Source organism: Rhodoblastus sp., from assembly GCF_019449565.1.
Taxonomy (GTDB): domain Bacteria; phylum Pseudomonadota; class Alphaproteobacteria; order Rhizobiales; family Beijerinckiaceae; genus Rhodoblastus.
Genome location: NZ_JAGRPM010000086.1, coordinates 20,889 through 40,722, shown reverse-complemented (window position 1 = coordinate 40,722; position 19,834 = coordinate 20,889). Strand labels below are relative to the sequence as shown.

Annotated in this window: 17 protein-coding genes and 3 pseudogenes; 11 read left to right on the top strand and 9 right to left on the bottom strand. The window is 58.7% G+C overall.

What is annotated here, in order from left to right:
- Positions 1 to 164: 164 nt before the first annotated feature.
- From QZ409_RS20240 to QZ409_RS20230, 3 genes are read right to left on the bottom strand one after another with little or no spacing between them, the layout of a single operon-like run.
- A complete protein-coding gene (locus QZ409_RS20240) occupies positions 165 to 713 on the bottom strand; it encodes a TspO/MBR family protein (protein WP_296714989.1) in 549 nt (182 codons plus the stop codon).
- Positions 714 to 716: 3 nt separating this feature from the next.
- Positions 717 to 1,106 (bottom strand): GtrA family protein, encoded by a 390-nt coding sequence (locus tag QZ409_RS20235; protein WP_296714987.1) that lies wholly within the window; start codon positions 1,104 to 1,106, stop codon positions 717 to 719.
- Between the two features lie 15 nt (positions 1,107 to 1,121).
- A complete protein-coding gene (locus tag QZ409_RS20230; RefSeq protein WP_296714985.1) occupies positions 1,122 to 1,454 on the bottom strand; it encodes a cytochrome c in 333 nt (110 codons plus the stop codon).
- A 439-nt stretch (positions 1,455 to 1,893) separates the two neighbouring features.
- Here QZ409_RS20230 and carB point away from each other — a divergent pair, with 439 nt between their 5' ends.
- The 8 genes and pseudogenes from carB to QZ409_RS20190 form a co-directional block, all read left to right on the top strand.
- Positions 1,894 to 5,217, top strand: coding sequence for a carbamoyl-phosphate synthase large subunit (gene carB, locus QZ409_RS20225; protein ID WP_296714982.1), 3,324 nt, complete (start codon positions 1,894 to 1,896; stop codon positions 5,215 to 5,217).
- A 229-nt stretch (positions 5,218 to 5,446) separates the two neighbouring features.
- A complete protein-coding gene (greA, locus tag QZ409_RS20220; RefSeq protein WP_296714980.1) occupies positions 5,447 to 5,920 on the top strand; it encodes a transcription elongation factor GreA in 474 nt (157 codons plus the stop codon).
- Between the two features lie 436 nt (positions 5,921 to 6,356).
- The gene (locus tag QZ409_RS20215; RefSeq protein WP_296714978.1) at positions 6,357 to 7,553 is read left to right on the top strand and encodes an IS256 family transposase; all 1,197 of its coding nucleotides are present in this window, start codon (positions 6,357 to 6,359) and stop codon (positions 7,551 to 7,553) included.
- Between the two features lie 80 nt (positions 7,554 to 7,633).
- A pseudogene (locus QZ409_RS20210) lies at positions 7,634 to 8,089 on the top strand (IS66 family transposase); the annotation flags it as partial.
- A gap of 92 nt (positions 8,090 to 8,181) precedes the next feature.
- Positions 8,182 to 8,583 carry a transposase gene (locus QZ409_RS20205; protein WP_296714975.1) on the top strand — a complete coding sequence of 134 codons (402 nt, stop codon included), beginning with the start codon at positions 8,182 to 8,184 and terminating at the stop codon, positions 8,581 to 8,583.
- Positions 8,580 to 8,927 (top strand): IS66 family insertion sequence element accessory protein TnpB, encoded by a 348-nt coding sequence (tnpB, locus tag QZ409_RS20200; RefSeq protein ID WP_296714973.1) that lies wholly within the window; start codon positions 8,580 to 8,582, stop codon positions 8,925 to 8,927. The genes QZ409_RS20205 and tnpB overlap by 4 nt, the downstream gene beginning before the upstream one ends.
- 63 nt (positions 8,928 to 8,990) lie before the next feature.
- Positions 8,991 to 10,559 carry an IS66 family transposase gene (locus tag QZ409_RS20195; RefSeq protein WP_296714972.1) on the top strand — a complete coding sequence of 523 codons (1,569 nt, stop codon included), beginning with the start codon at positions 8,991 to 8,993 and terminating at the stop codon, positions 10,557 to 10,559.
- A gap of 12 nt (positions 10,560 to 10,571) precedes the next feature.
- Positions 10,572 to 10,808: pseudogene (locus QZ409_RS20190) on the top strand (transposase domain-containing protein); the annotation flags it as partial.
- 30 nt (positions 10,809 to 10,838) lie between these two features.
- Here the strand turns inward: QZ409_RS20190 and QZ409_RS20185 are convergent.
- From QZ409_RS20185 to QZ409_RS20160, 6 genes and pseudogenes are all read right to left on the bottom strand, one after another.
- Positions 10,839 to 11,150 (bottom strand): nucleotidyltransferase domain-containing protein, encoded by a 312-nt coding sequence (locus QZ409_RS20185; protein ID WP_296714971.1) that lies wholly within the window; start codon positions 11,148 to 11,150, stop codon positions 10,839 to 10,841.
- Between the two features lie 40 nt (positions 11,151 to 11,190).
- Positions 11,191 to 12,137, bottom strand: a protein-coding gene (locus QZ409_RS20180) for an IS630 family transposase (protein ID WP_296714969.1) whose coding sequence is annotated in 2 segments (ribosomal slippage) — positions 11,191 to 11,796 and positions 11,799 to 12,137 — 945 coding nt in all. Because the reading frame shifts where the segments join, the coding sequence is not laid out codon by codon here.
- Between the two features lie 140 nt (positions 12,138 to 12,277).
- Positions 12,278 to 12,415, bottom strand: a pseudogene (locus QZ409_RS20175) (IS256 family transposase); the annotation flags it as partial.
- Between the two features lie 172 nt (positions 12,416 to 12,587).
- Complete coding sequence (locus QZ409_RS20170) at positions 12,588 to 13,715, bottom strand: acyltransferase (RefSeq protein WP_296714967.1); 1,128 nt, start codon at positions 13,713 to 13,715, stop codon at positions 12,588 to 12,590.
- A gap of 65 nt (positions 13,716 to 13,780) precedes the next feature.
- Positions 13,781 to 14,992: a class I SAM-dependent methyltransferase gene (locus QZ409_RS20165; protein WP_296714966.1), complete on the bottom strand. Its 1,212-nt coding sequence runs from the start codon at positions 14,990 to 14,992 to the stop codon at positions 13,781 to 13,783.
- A 12-nt stretch (positions 14,993 to 15,004) separates the two neighbouring features.
- Positions 15,005 to 17,107 carry a glycosyltransferase gene (locus QZ409_RS20160; RefSeq protein ID WP_296714965.1) on the bottom strand — a complete coding sequence of 701 codons (2,103 nt, stop codon included), beginning with the start codon at positions 17,105 to 17,107 and terminating at the stop codon, positions 15,005 to 15,007.
- A 288-nt stretch (positions 17,108 to 17,395) separates the two neighbouring features.
- Between QZ409_RS20160 and QZ409_RS20155 the strand changes: the two genes are divergently transcribed.
- From QZ409_RS20155 to QZ409_RS20145, 3 genes are all read left to right on the top strand, one after another.
- Positions 17,396 to 17,605, top strand: a complete 210-nt coding sequence (locus QZ409_RS20155; protein ID WP_296714963.1) for a hypothetical protein — start codon at positions 17,396 to 17,398, stop codon at positions 17,603 to 17,605.
- Positions 17,606 to 17,612: 7 nt separating this feature from the next.
- Positions 17,613 to 18,233, top strand: coding sequence for an IS5 family transposase (locus tag QZ409_RS20150; RefSeq protein ID WP_342394860.1), 621 nt, complete (start codon positions 17,613 to 17,615; stop codon positions 18,231 to 18,233).
- Between the two features lie 368 nt (positions 18,234 to 18,601).
- The gene (locus QZ409_RS20145; RefSeq protein ID WP_296714959.1) at positions 18,602 to 19,519 is read left to right on the top strand and encodes an NAD-dependent epimerase/dehydratase family protein; all 918 of its coding nucleotides are present in this window, start codon (positions 18,602 to 18,604) and stop codon (positions 19,517 to 19,519) included.
- Positions 19,520 to 19,834 lie beyond the last annotated feature (315 nt).

The following is a 19,834-nucleotide window of genomic DNA, read 5'->3' as shown; positions in this document are numbered from 1 at the left end:
TGAAGGCGGTCCTGTCGGGCGAGTCGGACACCGAAACGATCCTCGAAGAAGCGTCGCTGGAAACGTCGAAAGAAGACGTCGCCGCGGCGTAAACTGGAGCCGGCCGCACCGCGCGAAAAAAAAGCGCGGGCGGCATTCGCGGCGCTCAGAGGCGGGGCGCCCCGTCAGCCGTTCAGGCGCCAGACTTCGAAATTCAGCGCCGTGGCATAGGCGACCCAAAGCGCGAGCGGCAGCAGGCACAGGCCTGCGAGCCGGTCGAGCCGCCAGAACGCGAGCGCCGTGGCGATGACCAGCAGCTCCTGCGGGATGATGTCGATCAGGCCGAGCAGGGGGCTGTGCGCGGCGAAAAAGGCGAAGCTCCAGACGACATTGAGCGCCAGTTGGGCGAGGAAAAGCCCGATGGCGAGGCTGCGCCCCGGCTGCGGCGGCAGGATGAGGATTCGCCAGAAAGCCAGCGCCATCAGGGCATAGAGCAGGGTCCAGGCCGGGCCGAACACGAAATTCGGCGGGGTGAACCAGGGCTTGGCCAGGTCCTGATACCAGGGAACGAGATTGGGAAAGGTCGCGAGCTGGCCGAGCAGCGAATCGAAGAAGACCAGCGCAACGGCGATGAGCGCGGCGCGGCGCGGGGGCATTCCGGGGACAGGGCTGCCGGGAACAGGCTGCCCGGGGGCGGGCGATGCGGGAATGGCGTTGGGGGCTGATGCGTTCATGCTCTAACCTGCCGCATGGGCGCGAAAAGTCCAGTAGCGGTTGGCGGCGAAGCTCCAGAACATGACCACTCCCGTGGTGACGACCTGCGCGGGAAGATAAGGCGCGCCCCAGGCGACAACAAACAGGCGCATCAGGCCCCAGGTCAGGAAGAATCCGACGCTCGCGACCGTCACGAAACGCCAGCCGGCCTCGGTATGGGGACGGTCGCTGTCGAACACATGGCGGCGGGTGAGGACATAGGAGACCGCGCCGCCGACGCAATAGCCGGACAGGGTCGCCGGAATGACGCTCCAATGGGCCAGCTCCTTCAGGCCAATCAGGACGAGGTAATGCGCCGCCGTGGCGATCACGCCGACGAGGACGAAAGAGGAGAATTGCCGGCGCAGCGACATAGAGGCGGGTCCGTTTCAGCGCGGGGGCAGGCTGGAATAATAGGCCGCGAGCTCGCGCATGTCGTCGTCGGTCATTTTCCGGCTGATATAGAGCATTTCCTTGTGGCCGCGGCGGCCCGAATGGAAGGCTTTAAGCTGATTGTAAAGGTATAGCTCGTTCTGTCCGGCCAGATTGGGGACTTCCGAGTCGCGGCTGATCCCGTCCGGGCCGTGGCAGGGCACGCAGGATTCCTGCCGCCCCACCATATTGGTGGGCTCCGTGCGCGCCGGAGCGCCTATGCAGGAAGCGAACCCCGCCGTTAAAGCGAAGAGCCGCGCGACGTCCCTGGACCATTTTCTTTTCGGCATTGATCCATCCATAGGCGGGGCCGGTTACGATTTCTTAAAATAGCAGCCCGAACGCGCCGCGACATTCCTTCTGGGGGTTCACAGAGCTGAAAAACTCGGCTAACAGGAGCGTCATATTCGGGCCGGACGTCTCCAGACCGAAACCCTCACCCCTCGCGGGATGACCAGCGGAGGACGCGCTCCGGCTTTTCAGCCGAAAGTGCGGCCTTTTTTTGTGTGCGGCGAATGCTCGCGCTCAAGGCCGAGAGATGGGTTTGCCCGGCGAGCGCCTTGATCGTGCCGAGGCCGGGGGATGGAGTCTCGGCCAGCCCGGCAGGGCTGGCCAGGAGCGAATGCGACCAAAGCCCGTCGAAAGACGGGCGTCAGTTGACGCCCTTTGGCTGACGCGAGGGGCGCCTCGATCGCAAGGCGATCGAGGCAAAAACAGAAGAGCTTTCCAATGCCGAAACGGACAGACATCCAGACGATCATGATCATCGGCGCCGGCCCCATCGTCATCGGACAGGCCTGCGAGTTCGATTATTCCGGCGCCCAGGCCTGCAAGGCCCTGCGCGCCGAGGGCTACCGGATCGTTCTCGTCAATTCCAATCCGGCGACGATCATGACCGATCCCGATCTCGCCCATCGCACCTATGTCGAGCCGATCACCCCGGAAATCGTCGCCAAGATCATCGAGAAGGAGCGCTACGCCGTTCCGGGCGGCTTCGCGCTGCTGCCGACCATGGGCGGCCAGACCGCGCTCAACTGCGCGTTGTCGCTCAAGAAAATGGGCGTGCTGGAAAAATTCGATATCGAAATGATCGGCGCGACCGCCGAGGCCATCGACAAGGCCGAGGACCGCGAATTGTTCCGCGAGGCCATGACCAAGATCGGCCTCGACACGCCGCGCTCGCATCACATCAAGACCCTGACCCAGGCGCTTGAGGCGCTGGAGGACATCGGCCTTCCCGCCATCATCCGCCCGTCCTTCACGCTCGGCGGCACCGGCGGCGGCATCGCCTATAACAAGGCGGAATTCATCGACATCGTCGAGCGCGGCATCGACGCCTCGCCGACCTCCGAAGTCCTGATCGAGGAAAGCGTCCTCGGTTGGAAGGAATATGAGATGGAGGTCGTCCGCGACAAGGCGGACAATTGCATTATCATCTGCTCGATCGAGAACATCGATCCGATGGGCGTGCATACCGGCGATTCCATCACCGTCGCTCCGGCTTTGACGCTGACGGACAAGGAATATCAGATCATGCGCGACGCCTCTTTGGCGGTGCTGCGCGAGATCGGGGTGGAGACCGGCGGCTCCAATGTGCAATTCGCGATCAACCCGGCCAATGGTCGGATGATCGTCATCGAGATGAACCCGCGCGTGTCGCGCTCCTCGGCGCTCGCCTCCAAGGCGACTGGCTTCCCGATCGCCAAGGTCGCAGCCAAGCTGGCGGTCGGCTATACGCTGGACGAAATCGCCAATGACATCACCGGCGGCGCGACTCCCGCCTCTTTCGAGCCGACCATTGATTATGTGGTCACGAAGATCCCGCGCTTCGCCTTCGAGAAATTCCCCGGCGCCGAGCCGATTCTGACCACCGCGATGAAATCGGTCGGCGAGGCCATGGCGATCGGCCGCAATTTTGCGGAATCGCTGCAAAAAGCCTTGCGTTCGCTCGAAACCGGCCTGTCTGGCCTCGACGAGATCGAGATCGAGGGACTTGGCAAGGGCGACGACATGAATGTGTTGCGCGGCGCGCTCGGCACGCCGACGCCGGATCGCCTGCTTGTCGTGGGCCAGGCCTTGCGCATGGGCCTGAGCGAAGAGGCGATTCACGAAGCCTGCAAGATCGACCCCTGGTTCATCGCCCGCATCGCCGAAATCGTGGCGCTGGAAAAGAAGATCAAGACCTATGGCTTGCCCGAGGACGCCGAAAACCTTCGGGCGCTCAAGGCGGCGGGCTTCTCGGACATGCGGCTGGCCTCGCTCACCGGCAAGAGCGAATATGAGGTCGAGGCGCTGCGCAAAAATCTTGGCGTGCGCCCGGTCTACAAGCGCATCGACACTTGCGCGGCGGAATTCGCCTCGCCCACGGCCTATATGTACTCGGCCTATGAGACGCCCTTTGCCGGCGTCCCCGCCTGCGAGGCGCGGCCGACTGGCCGCGACAAGATCGTGATTCTCGGCGGCGGCCCGAACCGGATCGGGCAGGGCATCGAATTTGACTATTGCTGCTGCCACGCCTGTTTCGCCTTGAGCGACGCCGGCTATGAAACCATCATGATCAATTGCAATCCGGAGACGGTCTCGACGGATTACGACACCTCGGACCGGCTCTATTTCGAGCCGCTGACCCGGGAGGACGTGCTGGAAATCCTCGCCAAGGAGCGGGAGGCGGGGACGCTCAAGGGCGTGATCGTGCAATTCGGCGGCCAGACCCCGCTCAAGCTCGCCAAGGCGCTGCAGGACGCCGGGATTCCGATCCTTGGCACCTCGGTCGATTCGATCGACCTCGCCGAGGACCGCGACCAGTTCAAGCGCCTGCTCGACAAGCTCGGCCTGAAGCAGCCCAAGAACGGCATCGCCTATTCGGTGGAGCAGGCGCGTATCGTGGCGCAGGATCTTGGCCTGCCTCTCGTGGTGCGCCCGTCCTACGTCCTCGGCGGCCGCGCCATGGCGATCATCCGCGACCCGAGCGAGCTGGACGATTATTTGCTTGGCACGCTGCCGAGCCTGGTGCCCTCCGACGTCAAGGCGCGCTATCCCAACGACAAGACCGGCCAGATCAACACGGTGCTGGGCAAGAATCCGCTGTTGTTCGATCGCTATCTGGTCGACGCCATCGAGGTTGACGTCGACTGCCTGTGCGACGGCGAAGGCGTTTTCGTCGCGGGCATCATGGAGCATATCGAGGAAGCCGGCATTCATTCCGGCGATTCGGCCTGTTCGCTGCCGCCACGCTCGCTGTCGCCCGACATGATCGCCCGGCTGGAGGAGCAGACCCGGAAAATGGCGCTGGCGCTGAATGTCGGCGGCTTGATGAATGTGCAATTCGCGCTGAAGGACAGCGAGATCTATGTGCTCGAAGTCAATCCGCGCGCCTCGCGCACGGTGCCCTTCGTCGCGAAGGTCATCGGCGTGCCGCTGGCCAAGATCGCCTCGCGCATCATGGCGGGCGAGACACTGGCGAGCTTCGAACTGAAGCCCTGGAAGGGCGGCCATGTCGCGGTGAAGGAAGCGGTCTTCCCCTTCGCGCGTTTCCCTGGCGTGGACACTGTGCTGGGGCCGGAAATGCGATCGACCGGCGAGGTCATTGGTCTCGACCGCAGCTTCGACGTCGCTTTCGCCAAGAGCCAGCTCGGCGCCGGAACCAAGGTTCCGACCTCGGGCGCGCTATTCGTCTCGGTCCGCGAGGACGACAAGCTGCGCGTGCTGGAGGCGGTGAAAATGCTGGCCGATTTTGGCTTCAAGGTGCTTGCGACCGGCGGGACGGCCCGCTTCCTGAACGAGCATGGCATCTCCGCCCAGCGGATCAACAAAGTCTCGGAGGGGCGGCCCCATGTGGTCGACGCCATCAAGAATGGCGGGATCCAGCTCGTGTTCAACACCACCGAGGGCGCGCAGGCGCTGGCCGATTCGCGCTCGCTGCGCCGCGCCGCCTTGCTGCACAAGGCGCCCTATTACACCACTCTGGCCGGCGCGCTGGCGGCGGCCGAGGGCGTGCGAGCCTTCCGCGCCGGCGATCTGGAAGTCCGGGCGCTGCAGGATTATTTCGACTGAGGATCGAATGCCGGCGGCGGACCCGGGCGTTGATCCCGGCGTTGACCTTGGCGTCAGCCTGTACCATCATTACCGCTCTGGCTGACAGCCGATGACGCGCCCCATGGGGCGCGTCACGCTTTTGGCCCCATCGCGCCCCTAATCTTCGCGTTCAACGGGGCGCGTCACGCCTCATACCCCTGCGGCGCAGCGATTGCGCGCCCAAGAGAGAATTTGAAAGAGCCGTTAGATGGAAAAGCTGCCAATGACCGTCGCCGGATACGCGGCTCTCGAGGTGGAGCTGAAGCGCCGCCAGCAGGAGGAGCGTCCGCGCATCATTCAGGCCATATCCGAAGCGCGTTCGCATGGCGACCTGTCCGAGAACGCGGAATATCACGCCGCCAAGGAATCGCAGTCGCTCAATGAAGGCCGGATCGCCGAACTGGAGGACAAGCTTTCCCGCGCGGACATCATCGACGTCACCAAGCTATCGGGCAAGACCGTGAAATTCGGCGCGACCGTCACGTTGATCGACGAGGATACGGAGACCGAGAAGCGCTACCAGATCGTCGGCGACATGGAGGCAGACGTGAAATCGGGCAAGATCTCCATTTCCTCGCCGATTTCCCGCGCCCTGATCGGCAAGCAGGTCGGCGACACCGTGGAAGTGAACGCGCCCGGCGGCGGCAAGAGCTACGAGATCGTGAAAATCGACTTCATATGAGAGCCCGTTCCAACGGTTCGGAGCTGGGTTTGCTGGAGGCATTTTGTTTAAATCAGGCGCCTATGGCTGCCTGATCGTTTGACGTGCAATAACGCGCCGCTGGCTCGGCTGGCGGGATGTTTCCGACAGGCTCCAGAAGCCTTCCGTGATTGAATCGTCCAGCTCGCCGCCGTGACAAAGGCCGGAAAATCTACTTTCGGGCGATCCGATCAGAGTAAAATCCGCCGAGGCTTTATACCAACGGCCTTTATGAATGACCGATGTGAGCCTATTGGGGTCGTGTCCCGGGACGTGGTGTAGCTGGGAGGGTAGCGTAGCTGCTCGCGAAGCGCGCCTTCCAAAGGCGCCGTAGCGAGCCAGCGGCTTGCGGTGGTCATCGACGATTTCTGTGGTCAGAGTTGGGTTGCGAACATCAACGCGACCAAGGAAACCACCGATGACCGATGAGATGATGAACCTTCGCGCGCTCGTGGAAAAGGCCCCCGACGCCGATATCTTGCGTGAGATGATCGGCTTTGCCGCCGAGCGATTGATGGAGATGGAGGTCGCTGGACTGACCGGCGCCGGCTATGGCGAGAAGAGTCCCGAGCGCCTCGCCCAGCGCAATGGCTATCGGGCGCGACTGGGAGACGCGGGCAGCACGGTCGAGCTGCGCATCCCTAAATTGCGCAAGGGCAGCTATTTTCCGGGCTTTCTGGAGCCGCGCCGGATGGCCGAGAAGGCGCTGACCGCCGTGATCCAGGAAGCCTATATTCAAGGCGTCTCGACGCGCTCGGTCGATGATCTGGTCAAGGCGATGGGCATGAGCGGCGTCTCCAAGAGCCAGGTCAGCGGCCTGTGCGAGGAGATCGACGGCAAGGTCAAAGCCTTCCTCAACCGGCCGATCGAAGGGGACTGGCCCTATCTCTGGATCGACGCCACCTACGTCAAAGTCCGCAACAATGGCCGCATCGTCTCGGCGGCGGTGATCATCGCGGTCGGCGCCAACGCCGATGGCCGCCGTGAAGTGCTGGGCATGGACATCGGCCCCTCGGAAGCCGAGACCTTCTGGACGGATTTTCTGCGCAAGCTGCGCCGCCGAGGGCTGCGCGGCGTCAAGCTGGTCATCTCGGACGCCCACGAGGGCATCAAGGCGGCGGTGTCAAAAGTGCTGACCGCCAGCTGGCAGCGCTGCCGCGTCCACTGCATGCGCAATGTTCTCGGCCACGCCACGAAGAGCGGACGGCGCGTCGTCTCTGCTTTTATCGCCGCCGCTTTCGTCCAGGACGACGCCGAGGCCGCCCGCGGCCAATGGCGCAAGGTCGCCGACCAGCTGCGGCCAAAGACGCCCAAACTCGCCGCCTTGATGGATGAAGCCGAAGCGGATGTGCTCGCCTATATGGCGTTTCCGGCGGCGCATGGAACGAAGTTGCACTCAACCAATCCGATCGAGCGTCTCAACGGCGAAATCAAGCGGCGCACCGAGGTCGTCGGCATCTTTCCCAACGAAGAGGCGATCACCCGTCTGATCGGCGCCATCCTGCTGGAGCAAAACGATGAATGGGCCGTGCAACGAAGCCGCTATATGACGCTTGAGACCATGGCGCCGTTGAGCGATGATCCCCTCGTCAGCCTGCCCGTCGCGGCCGCCTGACACATCCCGGCTCGGCCAGGAAAACGACGGCGCCCACCGTCAGCTACACCACGATTTGGGACACGATCCCGGATTGCAAAGGCGAACATCCGCAAGCTCATCTCAAAAGCTTTCGCGGCGTTCTTCACGCTGACGGCTATGCCGGGTTCCGCGATCTCTACGAGCCGAAAAAGCCGGGCGAGTTCGCGACGATTGTTGAAGCCGCCTGCCTCGCCCATGTCCGGCGCAAGTTCTTCGATCTCGCAGCTGCCGGCCTGGCGCCGATAGCTGAGGAGGAGCTCCGGCGCATTGGCGAACTCTATGACGTCGAAGGCGCCATCCGCGGCGCGGCGCCCGATCGACGACGAGAAATACGCCAGCAACAAACGGCGCCACACTTCGCCGCTCTGCGCGAATGGCTTGAATCCGTGCTGAAGCAGCTGCCACGGAAATCCACGACAGCCGAAGCGATCCGCTACGCGTTGACGCGATGGACGGCACTTGCGCGCTTCATCGACGACGGCACGATCGAGATTGACAACAATGCCGCCGAGCGGTAACCGTCCGGTGAAAGCGCCTTTTGGTTTTCCGGCATTGGCCTGAGGTTACGTCGCTAATTCCGTATTTAGCGACGGAGCGATGGGGACCGATGGCTCGGGTGGAGATTTTGGCGGGGCTCGAACGGCGACGATTTTGGTCGGAAGAGCAAAAACGGGCGATCCTGGAAGAGGCTTTGACGAGCGGTTTGACGATGGCAGACGTGGCGCGTCGCCACGATATCGTCCCCCAGCAGATTTATACATGGCGTCGGCAACTGGGATTGAGTGCGCCGGTTGCGACAGATCCAACCTTCTTGCCTGTGGTCGTCGCCGCCAGCGAGAATGCCGAACCCAGGTACAGGGAACGCGACACGGCGCCCAGAGTGACGACACGTGGCAGCCGGCCCGGTCGTATCGAGATCCGCTGCACCAATGGTCGGGTTCTCAAAGTCGAAGCCGGGCTCGACGCGGGGATGCTGAAGGCGTTGATCCGTTCGGTGGAAGACGCATGATCGGCCCTGGGTCGAATGTCCGCGTTTATCTTGCTTGCGGCGCCGTCGACATGCGCAAGGGCATCGACGGATTGGCTGCATTGGCTCAGGCGAGCTTGCGCCAGAACCCGGCTTCAGGGGCGGTCTTCGCCTTTCGCGGCCGGCGCGGCGACCGGATCAAACTGCTGTACTGGGACGGCCAGGGCTTTTGCCTGTTCTACAAGGTGCTGGAGCGCGGTCGTTTTCCCTGGCCATCGGCGGCCGATGGAACCGCTCGCCTGACGGCGGCGCAGCTGGCGATGCTGTGGGAGGGTATGGATTGGCGTCGTCCCTCCTGGTCGTCGCCGCCGTCGCGAATGGCCTGAGAAACAAGGCGACTCATGGCAAAATTACTTTTTGGAAAGCGGCAAATCAGTTAAAATCCGGCCATGAGCCAAGCCGTCGCCGATTTGCCGGAAAATCTCGAATCCCTGCGCGCGATCATCGCCGCGCAGGCGGCGGAACTGGCCGAGGCGAACCGCCGGCTTCACACGCGCGACACGTTGATCGAAAAACTGAAGGCGCAACTGGCTCTGCTGCGTCGGGCGCGCTTCGGCGCCTCCTCTGAAAAAGTCGCACGCGAAATCGAGCAGCTTGAACTGGCGCTGGAGGACATCGAAGCCTCGGCGGGCGAGACCGCGCCGCCGCCGGTTCGCAAGGCGGAGGCCGAGAAGAACAAGCCGGCGCGCCAGCCTTTGCCGGAGCATCTGCCACGTATCGACGAAGTCCACGAGATTGGAGATTGCGCCTGTCCGACCTGCGGCGGTCGCGACTTCCTAAAGGCCGGCTCCGTGGTCAGCGAAGTGCTCGATTATGTCCCGGCCTCCTTCCGCGTCGTGCGGCATGTGCGGCGCAAGATGGTGTGCAAAGGCTGCGACACCGAGATCAAAGCCGCCATGCCGTCGCCACCGATCGAGCGCGGCAAGCCGGGTCCAGGCCTCCTCGCCCATGTGCTGGTGTCGAAATACTGCGACCACCTGCCGCTTTATCGCCAATCCGAAATCTATGCCCGCGAAGGCGTCGAGCTTTCCCGCTCCACCATGGCGGATTGGGTTGGTCAGGCCAATGCGCTGCTGGCGCCGCTGGTCGAGACCCTGCGCGCGCATGTGTTCGCCGGAAATCGTCTGCATGGCGACGACACGCCGGTTCCCGTGTTGGATCCCGGCAAGGGAAAGACAAAGGAGGGCCGGCTTTGGACCTATGTTCGCGATGGTCGTCCGTGGGCTGATGAGACAGCGCCGGCGGTCGCCTATTTTTATAGCCCCGACCGCAAGGGCGAACGTCCGCGAAAACATCTCGAAAGCTTCCGCGGCGTGCTTCACGCCGACGGCTACGCCGGATTCCGCCATCTCTATGAACCCAAAAAGCCTGGCGACGCGCCGGCAATCCTCGAAGCGGCCTGCATGGCGCATGCTCGCCGCCAGTTTTTCGACCTGACGGTCGCCGGCCCCGCGCCGATCGCGGATGAGGCGATCAAGCGGATTGGCGAGTTCTACGACATTGAGGCCACGATCCGCGGCGCGCCGCCCGAACGACGACGACAGGTCCGGCAGGAACAAACCGCGCCGCGCATTGCCGCCTTTCGCCGCTGGCTTGAAACCATGCTTGCTCAGCTGCCGCGAAAATCGGGAACGGCGGAAGCGATCCGCTACGCGCTGGCGCGTTGGACCGCGCTTGGCCGGTTCATCGACGACGGCACGATCGAAATCGACAACAACGCCGCGGAGCGCTCGATCCGACCGATAACTCTCGGCAGGAAAAATTGGCTGTTCGCTGGATCAGACCGTGGCGGGGAACGAGCCGCAGGCATATTGTCGCTGATCGGAACCGCCAAGCACAATGGCCTCGACCCTGAGGCCTACCTGCGAAGCGTATTCGTCCAAATCGCCGATTATCCCGCCAAAAAGGTCGCCGATCTCCTGCCATGGGGCGACGCGTTCAAGGCAAAGGCCGCTTGACCGGACGGTTACGCCGAGCGCGCCATTCGGCCGATCGCTCTCGGTCGTAAGAACTTGCTGTTCGCAGGCTCAGACAGGGGTGGCGAACGCGTCGCCGGCGTCCTGTCGCTCATTGAGACCGCCAAGCTCAATGGCCTCGATCCAGAAGCTTATTTGAGAACGGTGCTGACGCATATCGCCGATCACCCAATCAACAGGATCGGCGATCTCCTGACGTGCAACCTCGCCATCACCCCATCAGCTGCGTGATCGGATGCGCACCCTCGAACGAGGCCGTCGTCACGCGACATAGATTGGATCTGCCTGTTCGAGGATGCTGCGCCGACGGATATAATTGCCGCTGGCTTCGATGGCGCAGCGATCCATGAGGTCGACTTTGCGGCCGAGAATGCGTTCGAATGCCTCTTCGAGGTCGAGATAGAAGTCGGCTTTGGCGTCGGGGCGAAAAACGACCAGGAAGTCGAGGTCGCTACGAGCCGGGTCGAAATCATTGCCGCGCGCCGCTGATCCGAAAACATCGAGACGCGCGACATCGAACCGCAGACAGGCGGCGACGAGTTGGTCGCGTTTTTCCGAATTCATTAGATGCATGTTCGGCCTCGATCAGCTGAAAATCTAGAGCATTTTCTGATCAGATTGCGTCATAACCTGCTACGGCGAAGAAATTGGCGCATTCGTTTGGTTTGAAAGCCGGTATGAGCGCGCCGATCGCGGTCCACAAGCCCTCAACAGTGCGCTCCGACGCCTTGCGGAGCAGCGCTTTCAGCTTCGAGAAGGCCTTCTCGATCGGGTTGAATTCGGGGCTGTAGGGCGGAAGATAGAGCAGTTTCGCGCCCGCGGCTTCGATTGCGGCGCGAATAGCGGGGCGCTTGTGGCTGCCCAGATTGTCCATGATGACGATGTCGCTGGACGAGAGCGTCGGAACGAGAACCTGATCGACATAGGCCTGGAACCAGACGCCGTTGATCGGGCCGTCGAGAACCATCGGCGCGACCATGCCGGAGCGACGCAAGCCCGCGATGAAGGTCATTGTTTTCCAGTGGCCGTGTGGGATCGAGGCGCGCAATCGCTCGCCTTTGGGAGCGCGGCCGCGCGTTCGCGCCATATTGGTTGAGGTCCATGTTTCGTCGATAAAGACCAACCGGTCCGGGTCAAGGTCGAGTTGGTCGTCGAACCAGTCTTCACGTCGCCGTTTTACGTCGGGACGGTCTTGCTCGCTCGCATGAGCCGTCTTTTTTTCCACGTATATCCGCGACGCGCGAAAAACCGCCATAGCGTCGAAACCGCGACATGGACGCCTACGCCGGCTAGGCGCTCGCGAAGTTCTTCGAGCGTGATATCGGACTTTTCGGCGACGGCGGCCATGATGAAATCCCCATGCGCCTCGATGCGGTGAGAGCGTTGATCGCCGCCCATCGCCTTGGGCTTGGGATCGCCCTGGTCGCGCTCCAGCGCGCACCACCGCACCGCGCTGGCAGCGCTGACACCGAAGCGTTCCGCCGACTGCCGGCGCGAAAGGCCGTCAGTTACTGCCGCCACGACACGTTCTCTGAGATCAAGCGAAAGCGGTTTGCTCATGCATGCCGGCCTCCTTCGCCAGCATGCAGTTTGAATCTGACTCGCGCCTCTTTGGGAATCCCCTACGATTCAGAATGTTCAGAAAACGCTCTAGCACAACTGACCATTGACGCCAGCAACCGCCTGACCGGACACTTACATTTCATCGCCGCGTCATCGGTCGGAAAATGTGCCTTGGCTCGGACCGCCCGGCGCACTTTCGGATGAAACGCATAGAAGGGAACGACCTCCGTCCAGGCCCTTCGCCAGCTCTGGCCGATGGCCGGACACTTTTTCCCTAGATGCCGGCCCCGAAGGCCGCCGGGGCGGCTTCGCCGCCCGCCGCATCGTTGGCGCGAAAATACCCATGAGCTCTGCCGCCACGTTCCTGCGATCCTTGTAGGAGACGACGTCGATGCCTGCGTGATCGATCCGGCCTCGTTGATGATCGTGATAGCCAAGTAGGTTCAATTACACCGCGTCGAGAGTAACGATTTTTCTCGTAGACCACATGTCGCGAAGTTTCAAAAATGGCCGCTCTACCAAAATATATGTCATGAAAGCCATCGCATATGTTCCTGTGATATACAGCGGATATAAATAATACCAATTATCATAAATCGCCACCTTTCCATCACGGAAAGAAAATATATATTTATTAATCAATATAATCACAAGTATGTGTCCCAAGTAAATTGAGTACGACACGATGCTAGTATATACAAAAAACGTTTGAGCTGTCGGTTGTTTATTAAGCGAGATAGTTGACATATATGGAATAAGTAGTGCGCTGATAAAGGGGATAGCAGCGAACAGCGCGGATATCCGCGTGACGTGCTGCTCAAGTCCAGGCGTTTTAATCCAAAAATACACCAGCAACAGCGCGTAGGCCACAAAAAAAGCCCAAGCGTGACGCTGCAGTAATTTCCAAATCTCTGGCCGCCACGCCCGCACACTCGCCATCAGCACGCCATAGGTAATCGCGTCGAGCCGAAACATTACCGGGACCCGGATAAAGCCGAGCATATCGTTCGTCTGGTTGAACAATGGCGTCGTAAGACGCAGGGCGAGCGGCGTCATGACAAGAACGATCATTGCAGCGGCAACCGCGCGCCTGCCCGCGATAAACTTGGCTGCGATAATGAGCGTGAATGGAAATATGAGATAGAACCATTCCTCGATCGCCAAGCTCCAGGAGAGCTCAAAAAATGGAGGAGTGACGGAACTCAAATTTTGACCGAACAAAAAATATTGCCAATATTTGCTGTATGCAAATGGTCCACGCCAATCCATCTGGAAATATACAAGCAAAAAAAAGTAATATAATGGCAATGTTCGCATCCAGCGTCGAAACCAAAAATTGCTCAAATTCATGAAACTGTAGAATTTGCCGGCATCAAACTGACGAATAATGATGCCGCCAATCAAATAGCCACTCAATGCGAAAAATAGTTCCACGCCGAATATGCCCATCGGTCCAAAAAAAGTTCCGAACCATTGCGGCGGCAATGAATGTTGTGAAAAATGACCAAATATGACGAATAAAATCGCGCAAGTTCTGATTATATCAAGCCCAACGACGCGCGAGTTAATAGACAAGGAGTATTTTCCTTCGAGTTGCGTGCTTTCAGCGTGATTTTCAAACGCAATAGTGTGAGCTTGCATTAAGGCCGATAAAACCAGCTGAGAATTTTGGTGAAGCGTCGAAACGTCCGGCGTTCAAACATCGGCGGATTGGCACGCCAGATTTTTGCAAATCGTGATTCAAGAAAGTCTTTCGCTGTTGCGAACTCGGCATTTGCCTGATTTAGTTTCTCGGCGTAATGAAGCGCCCGTGCCCGCGCGGCCTCGAGTTCGGCTGACCGGCGGAGTAATTCCGGTTCGTACCATTCGTTCTTGAGTTTTAGCAAATCCTGAAGCTGCGCGCTCTGGTCTGCGAACTGCGTGTCAAATCGGACTTGCGACGTCCGCTGTTCATCCTGGAGCGCCTGTATTTGTCGCTGCGCCCCCGCAAGTTCAGACTTTAACCACTCGACCGCGCGCCAGGGCTCGAGAAAGCTCGGCAGCGACTGCGCCGCCAACACGGCGTTGACTACAGCATCGCACTCCCATAGGCCGAGATAATGCGAACAGTTTTCCCGTGACACTGCGGCGTTAGCTTGGGACGGCATAACGAAGACATTATCCATAGGTTGCAAATCAAGCAAAGCGCCAGCATCAGTGGCCCCGCTAAACACCCTCGGATCATTAAGCACGACGTTCATTTCGCCCGCAACCGGCGCGCCGACGAACCAGCGCGCGGCCTGTCCCAGTCGATCCTCGCACAGACGGCGGAACTCTTCAAAGGTGTAGCGATGCAGATGGTGCAAGTTAGGAGCCGAATCGCCAATGATCGTTTCGTCGTTCGGACAGGAAATTGCGATAACCGTATTCTGACCGCGCAAATGCGCAATCGACGTCAGAAACCGTTCAGGGTCGCGCAAATGTTCAATAGTCTCAAACGATACGATCACGTCGAAAGGGAGCTCGTCTTTTAAAAGCTCGTCCGCGAGCTCTGCATTCCCGACACGAAACTCTCGCCCCTCTCCGCCGAAGCGCTTTCGCGCGGCGGCAATAGCTTCAGCAGAACAATCGAGGCCAATGACGTGCCGGGCACCCCAGCGACTCATCAGTTCGGCACCGTAACCTTCGCCGCAAGCTATATCGAGCACGCGGCAACCGGCGACGATTTCACGAACGCTGGCGTAACGGACCGCATGCTGGGCGGCAGTATAAGCGTGAAAGACAGCGCCCGGAGCATCAAAATGCAGACGCTCGACGGTATCCCCATTTTGCGTCGGATTCCTTAACGTTTCGTTCTCGCCATCGTTTTCCAAAGGAGCGCCCCATCACTGTTGTATCGCGGAGAAACCGGCATTCAGCCCGAACAGGCGCGCCACGCCGTTTTGAAAGGCTTCGGCACCATTCCGATGTTCGACCAACCGCTTGGCTTCGCGGCGCAGGGCAATTCGATCCGTCTTATTTCCGTAAAACTCCTTTATCGCATCGACATAGGCCTGAGCAAGCAGCAAGTTGTCACAGTTATTTGGGATGATATAGCCCGAATTCGGCGAAATTATTTCGGACAGCCCACCGACGTCGGGTGCGAATGCTGTGAGGCCGGCACGCATTGCCTCAAGAATAATTGACGGTATTCCGTCATAAGCCGATGTATATAAAAATGCGTCATTCTCCGCGTAAGGTAGAGAGTCAAACCCATCGAAGGCGCCAAAATAGTGCAGGTTGCTAAGGTCAGCGAATTTGTTCGGGTCGAATTCGCCGTCTGGAGATGAACCGTAGAGATTTATGCGAAGATTCGGCATCTGCTCTGCGAGCAGGCGCGCGATCAGGGTTAGTAACTCGGGACGTTTTTGCGGTTCTAGCGAAGATGCCCATAGAAGCTGATGCTTCAAAGGTCGGTCGCACGGGGCTGCGTCCACGGACCCAGTGACCATTGGAGACAGCGTCTTGTATTTCGACCCGAGGGTATCGAATATGAAGATATCCGATCGCGCAACTTTCGAGTTATCGCAAACGATCATATCAAGACGCCAACCGATTTCGGACAGAAAATTGGCTGCATCCCCTTGGACAAACCAACCTTCCTCCAGCTGGTAGTGCGCATCACCAGTGCGATAGTAAACAAGTGTCGTACCAGACAGAAGATCAGCGAATCGCATGATAAAGTTGTTTGCAAAGGGACAGTTTAGGATATGGACCACTGCGGAGGGGGCAACGGATTGAATAAGACGCAGCGTCAAAATTTGCCGCTGCCGCTCCGAAAGGTCGTGACCCTCTGCAAAAAGATCAATAAAAACCGCATTTGGAGGCAACTGGTCTGCACTCGGAGCGCACCCCCCTGATTGCCCGGCAATCACTAAGAGCCTCCGCTGCGGATCGAGCGCTTTCAACGCGCTTAATATCTGGAGATTGTAACTTTGGACGGGGCCGGGAACTAAAAGAATATCATCAAATTGGCTTTGGCCCACGGCCTGACACATTCGATAATAGCACAGCCCCGGACGCAAATCACCTTCCATTGAACTGAAAGCATGCGAAACGGACGCTGTCGCGAGCGAGATGCCTGGGTCTATACGAGAAGCCACTAGCGTTACTTCCCGGCAGACGGCATTATCCATGAATTCCTTACGTATACTCGCGGCGTTCGGGAATGATGGCAAACGCAGACAATAGTTTTCATAATCTCTTGCGCATTTGCTGAGGTATACTTCGGGTTTGAACAAATCCGTAGCTGCCGTCACGCACGCCGAAACAGCTAGCGCATTACGTAGTAGGCTTTTTGGGCGCCCACGATAATAGACGATAATATCCTTGGCCACAATCAATTGGAAATCTCGGGCAACGGCCTCCATATTATGGTGCCAATCTTCAAACGCCACGCCAGACGAAAGTCGCGCATCCGAATACGGCAATGATAACAGGTCATCAGTCCTACAAAATATACGAGAAACGAAAGGATGATACTCAATAAATGCAAGAGATGATAAAATATCAGTTCCAAACATTTTATAAATGTGATCGTTGTCGCCGAATCCAATGTAAAACTGAGGGAACAAAAGCGCCTTTTCTTTTGTATTGCGCGCAAGCGCCACAAAGGCTGATATCGTATTATAAGAAATCAGATCATCGCCATCTGCTGTTAGTATAAATTCACCTCTCGCGGCTCGAATTCCGGCGTTGCGCGAGGGGCCAAGCGAGCCGTTTGATACATTTATTTTCATAATATCGTTAAAGGCATCAGAAACAACTTTTTTCAGCCACGCCGCAGTCTCCGGCGTTGCGCTGTCGAGCACAACAATAAGCTCAATTGTTATTCCAGATAGCCGCGCAAACCGCGCCGCGTCCTCAATTGACAGTAATGTTCGCCGAAGAAAAATAGCCTCGTTATGAACATTGAGCACAATTGAAACATCAAATTCATATACCCGCAAAATATCGCCCCATAAATAGTTGAAATTCCAGTTGAGCCTATCACCGCATCCGGGGGTGCATTTTTTACGTATATCCGGAGTCTATCTGCCATCTAAATGTTAACAGCGACGATGTGTCATAGCAAGATTTTTTACAGTCGGAAGCCCCCAAAAAACCGGTCGTCAAAACGCATTGTGACTGATTCGCCGGATGTTGCCCCGAACCGCTCGGGGTTTCCGGGGGGGGGGGGGGGTATTTTGGATAAAATCAGGCCGCCATGGCGGCCTGATCGTTTGAAGGCAGTGTGGATGAAAGTTGCCGGCTTTGCCCTCGACTTCATCGAAAGGGGCGTGAGTCGGATTCCAGTGCTTCCAGCTCGCCGCCAGCCGGTTTGCGGGATCGGTCGCGCCGTATTGCCGGAAGGTGCCGGTGGGCGGCGAAGCAAGCCGCTTAAAATCAACCGGGTGCGCGGCGTGACGATGATCGTCGCATCATCAGCGGCATTATTCACGTGTTGAAATCGGGTTGCCGCTGGCAAGACACGCCCTCTGCTTATGGCCCGCCGACCACGATCTACAATCGGTTTCGGCGTTGGAGCATCAAGGGGCATTGGCGACGGCTGTTCGCCGCCCTGGTCGAACTCAGTCCCGACGACGTCCAGATGATCGACTCGACCACAGCGAAAGCCCATCGTTCGGCCGCAGGCGGAAAAGGGGGGCGTCTGAACAGGCGATTGGGCGCTCGCGGGGTGGTCGCACGACGAAAATCCATGCCGTTGTTGATGGAGGCGGACGACCCATCGCCTTCGAGATAACGCCGGGCCAGCTGGGTGACATTCGCGCCGCCTTGGCCTTGTTGAGCCCGCTGCCATCGGCGCGGCTCTGTATGGCGGATACGGCTTATGATTCAAACGGGCTGCGTGCATTCCTTAACGAGCGCGGAACCTGTCCGGTTATCCCGAACAATCCCACACGAAAGCGCTTTCACGCTTTCGACAAGGAAGCTTACAGGCAAAGAAATCTGGTCGAACGGATGTTCTGCCGCCTCAAGGATTGGAGGCGGATCGCCACCCGATACGACAAACTCGCCCACGTCTTCGCGAGCGCTGTTTATATCGCCGCCAGCATCATATGGTGGGCCAATTGAGTCTGGGGCCGAATGCGTAAAGCCAGTCGCGTCCGCAATCGCCGCTGGTTGAAAGTTCCGTGGCAGGTCACCAGAAAAAACGCCCGGTTGCAGGTGGACAATTCGATTTCCTGCAAATAAGAGATAGAACCTGCGAGACAGTTGGTGGCAAGTTCCGGTCGTGGTGCGCGGCGGGGTCCATGTTATAAAAATCGCAAACGGCTGTAGGCCGCGGGATAGATTTGGTAAATTCAATCAATTCGTACTTCCGCGAACTTGGCGGATACCGATAGCAGGGGGCTTTGAAATGGTATGGAATTCATATCCTTGATGAACCATTCTAAGCGCTTTTCACCGATCGTTGCGGGCTTCTTTGCTGATGGCGGAAGATGAAGGCGCTTGTGCTCGGCGGTTGCGGCTTTGTCGGCTCGCATGTGGTTGATGCGCTTGTTGCGCAGGGGCATTCGGTGCGCATACTGGATCGCCAGCCCGAGCGATTCCGTTCGCCGCTCGATGGCGTTGAGTATCGCTTCGGCAATTTTTCCGACCATATGACTTTGATTGAAGCCCTTGCGGGCATCGATACAGTATTTCATCTTATCAGCACAACGTTTCCATCGACTGCTAATCTTGATCCAAAGGCAGATGTGCAAGATAATCTTATTAATACACTTTGTTTATTAGACACGATGGTCAGCTTGGGGGTGAGCCGCATTCTGTACCTGTCATCGGGAGGGACGGTTTATGGCGCGCCCGCTATAGTTCCGGTTCCGGAGGACCACCCGCTTCGTCCCATCAATTCGTATGGAATTGTGAAGGTCGCGATTGAGAGTTATCTCGAAATGTACCGGAATTTTCGGGGAGTCTCGTCGGTGGTTATCCGTGCTTCCAACCCCTATGGACCGCGTCAGGCGCATTCGGGGGTGCAGGGCGTCATTTCAACGTTCCTCAAGCGGGTGCACGACGGTCAGCCCATTGAGATTTGGGGCGATGGCAGCGTCGTGCGTGACTATTTCCACGTCGCCGATCTCGCACGGCTCTGCGTCATGGCGGCCGCCAGCGATAGCGTCGGCCCCTTCAATGCAGGCAGCGGACAAGGGCAGTCGTTGAACGATATTATCGATATTATTCGAGCGGTGTCCGGAGCCAATATCGCCACCAATTACAAGCCCGGGCGCCAAGTCGACGTTCCGCGTTCGATTCTCGATGTCTCTCGCGCTGGAAAAACTTTTGGCTGGCGTTGCAATATTGGGCTTGACGAAGGAGTAAGGCAGAGTTGGGCCTGGCTTCATTCATCCGCCAAATGAGAGCTGTTCACAGGTTCTTGGACGTAGGAACAAACTCTGAAGCTAAATGGCAATGCTGTATTCTTTTGCTGCTTCAGCGCGTGCGTACATGAGTTATGAGTGTAAGTATTAGAGCTTTTTTTGTACGCATGGGGTGTGGGTTGCTGGCGCTACATCGCAGTCTTGAGAAGGCCAACAAATGCAAGATGGGCGAGATTTGGAAAGTTTGCGAGAGCGGGTCCGGCAATGGGAAAGCAATAGCGAAAGTTCGCGCTGGCTCATTGGTCAGCTAGCCCGCAAAATTCGGCATTTTCCTCGTGATTTTTCCCGGCGCCT

Excerpts from the sequence above, each read along its gene's own strand:
- QZ409_RS20240 (WP_296714989.1), bottom strand. The coding sequence starts at position 713 with ATGAACGCATCAGCCCCCAACGCCATTCCCGCATCGCCCGCCCCCGGG.
- QZ409_RS20235 (WP_296714987.1), bottom strand. The coding sequence starts at position 1,106 with ATGTCGCTGCGCCGGCAATTCTCCTCTTTCGTCCTCGTCGGCGTGATC.
- QZ409_RS20230 (WP_296714985.1), bottom strand. The coding sequence starts at position 1,454 with ATGCCGAAAAGAAAATGGTCCAGGGACGTCGCGCGGCTCTTCGCTTTA.
- carB (WP_296714982.1), top strand. The coding sequence starts at position 1,894 with ATGCCGAAACGGACAGACATCCAGACGATCATGATCATCGGCGCCGGC.
- greA (WP_296714980.1), top strand. The coding sequence starts at position 5,447 with ATGGAAAAGCTGCCAATGACCGTCGCCGGATACGCGGCTCTCGAGGTG.
- QZ409_RS20215 (WP_296714978.1), top strand. The coding sequence starts at position 6,357 with ATGACCGATGAGATGATGAACCTTCGCGCGCTCGTGGAAAAGGCCCCC.
- QZ409_RS20205 (WP_296714975.1), top strand. The coding sequence starts at position 8,182 with ATGGCTCGGGTGGAGATTTTGGCGGGGCTCGAACGGCGACGATTTTGG.
- tnpB (WP_296714973.1), top strand. The coding sequence starts at position 8,580 with ATGATCGGCCCTGGGTCGAATGTCCGCGTTTATCTTGCTTGCGGCGCC.
- QZ409_RS20195 (WP_296714972.1), top strand. The coding sequence starts at position 8,991 with ATGAGCCAAGCCGTCGCCGATTTGCCGGAAAATCTCGAATCCCTGCGC.
- QZ409_RS20185 (WP_296714971.1), bottom strand. The coding sequence starts at position 11,150 with ATGCATCTAATGAATTCGGAAAAACGCGACCAACTCGTCGCCGCCTGT.
- QZ409_RS20155 (WP_296714963.1), top strand. The coding sequence starts at position 17,396 with ATGAAAGTTGCCGGCTTTGCCCTCGACTTCATCGAAAGGGGCGTGAGT.
- QZ409_RS20145 (WP_296714959.1), top strand. The coding sequence starts at position 18,602 with ATGAAGGCGCTTGTGCTCGGCGGTTGCGGCTTTGTCGGCTCGCATGTG.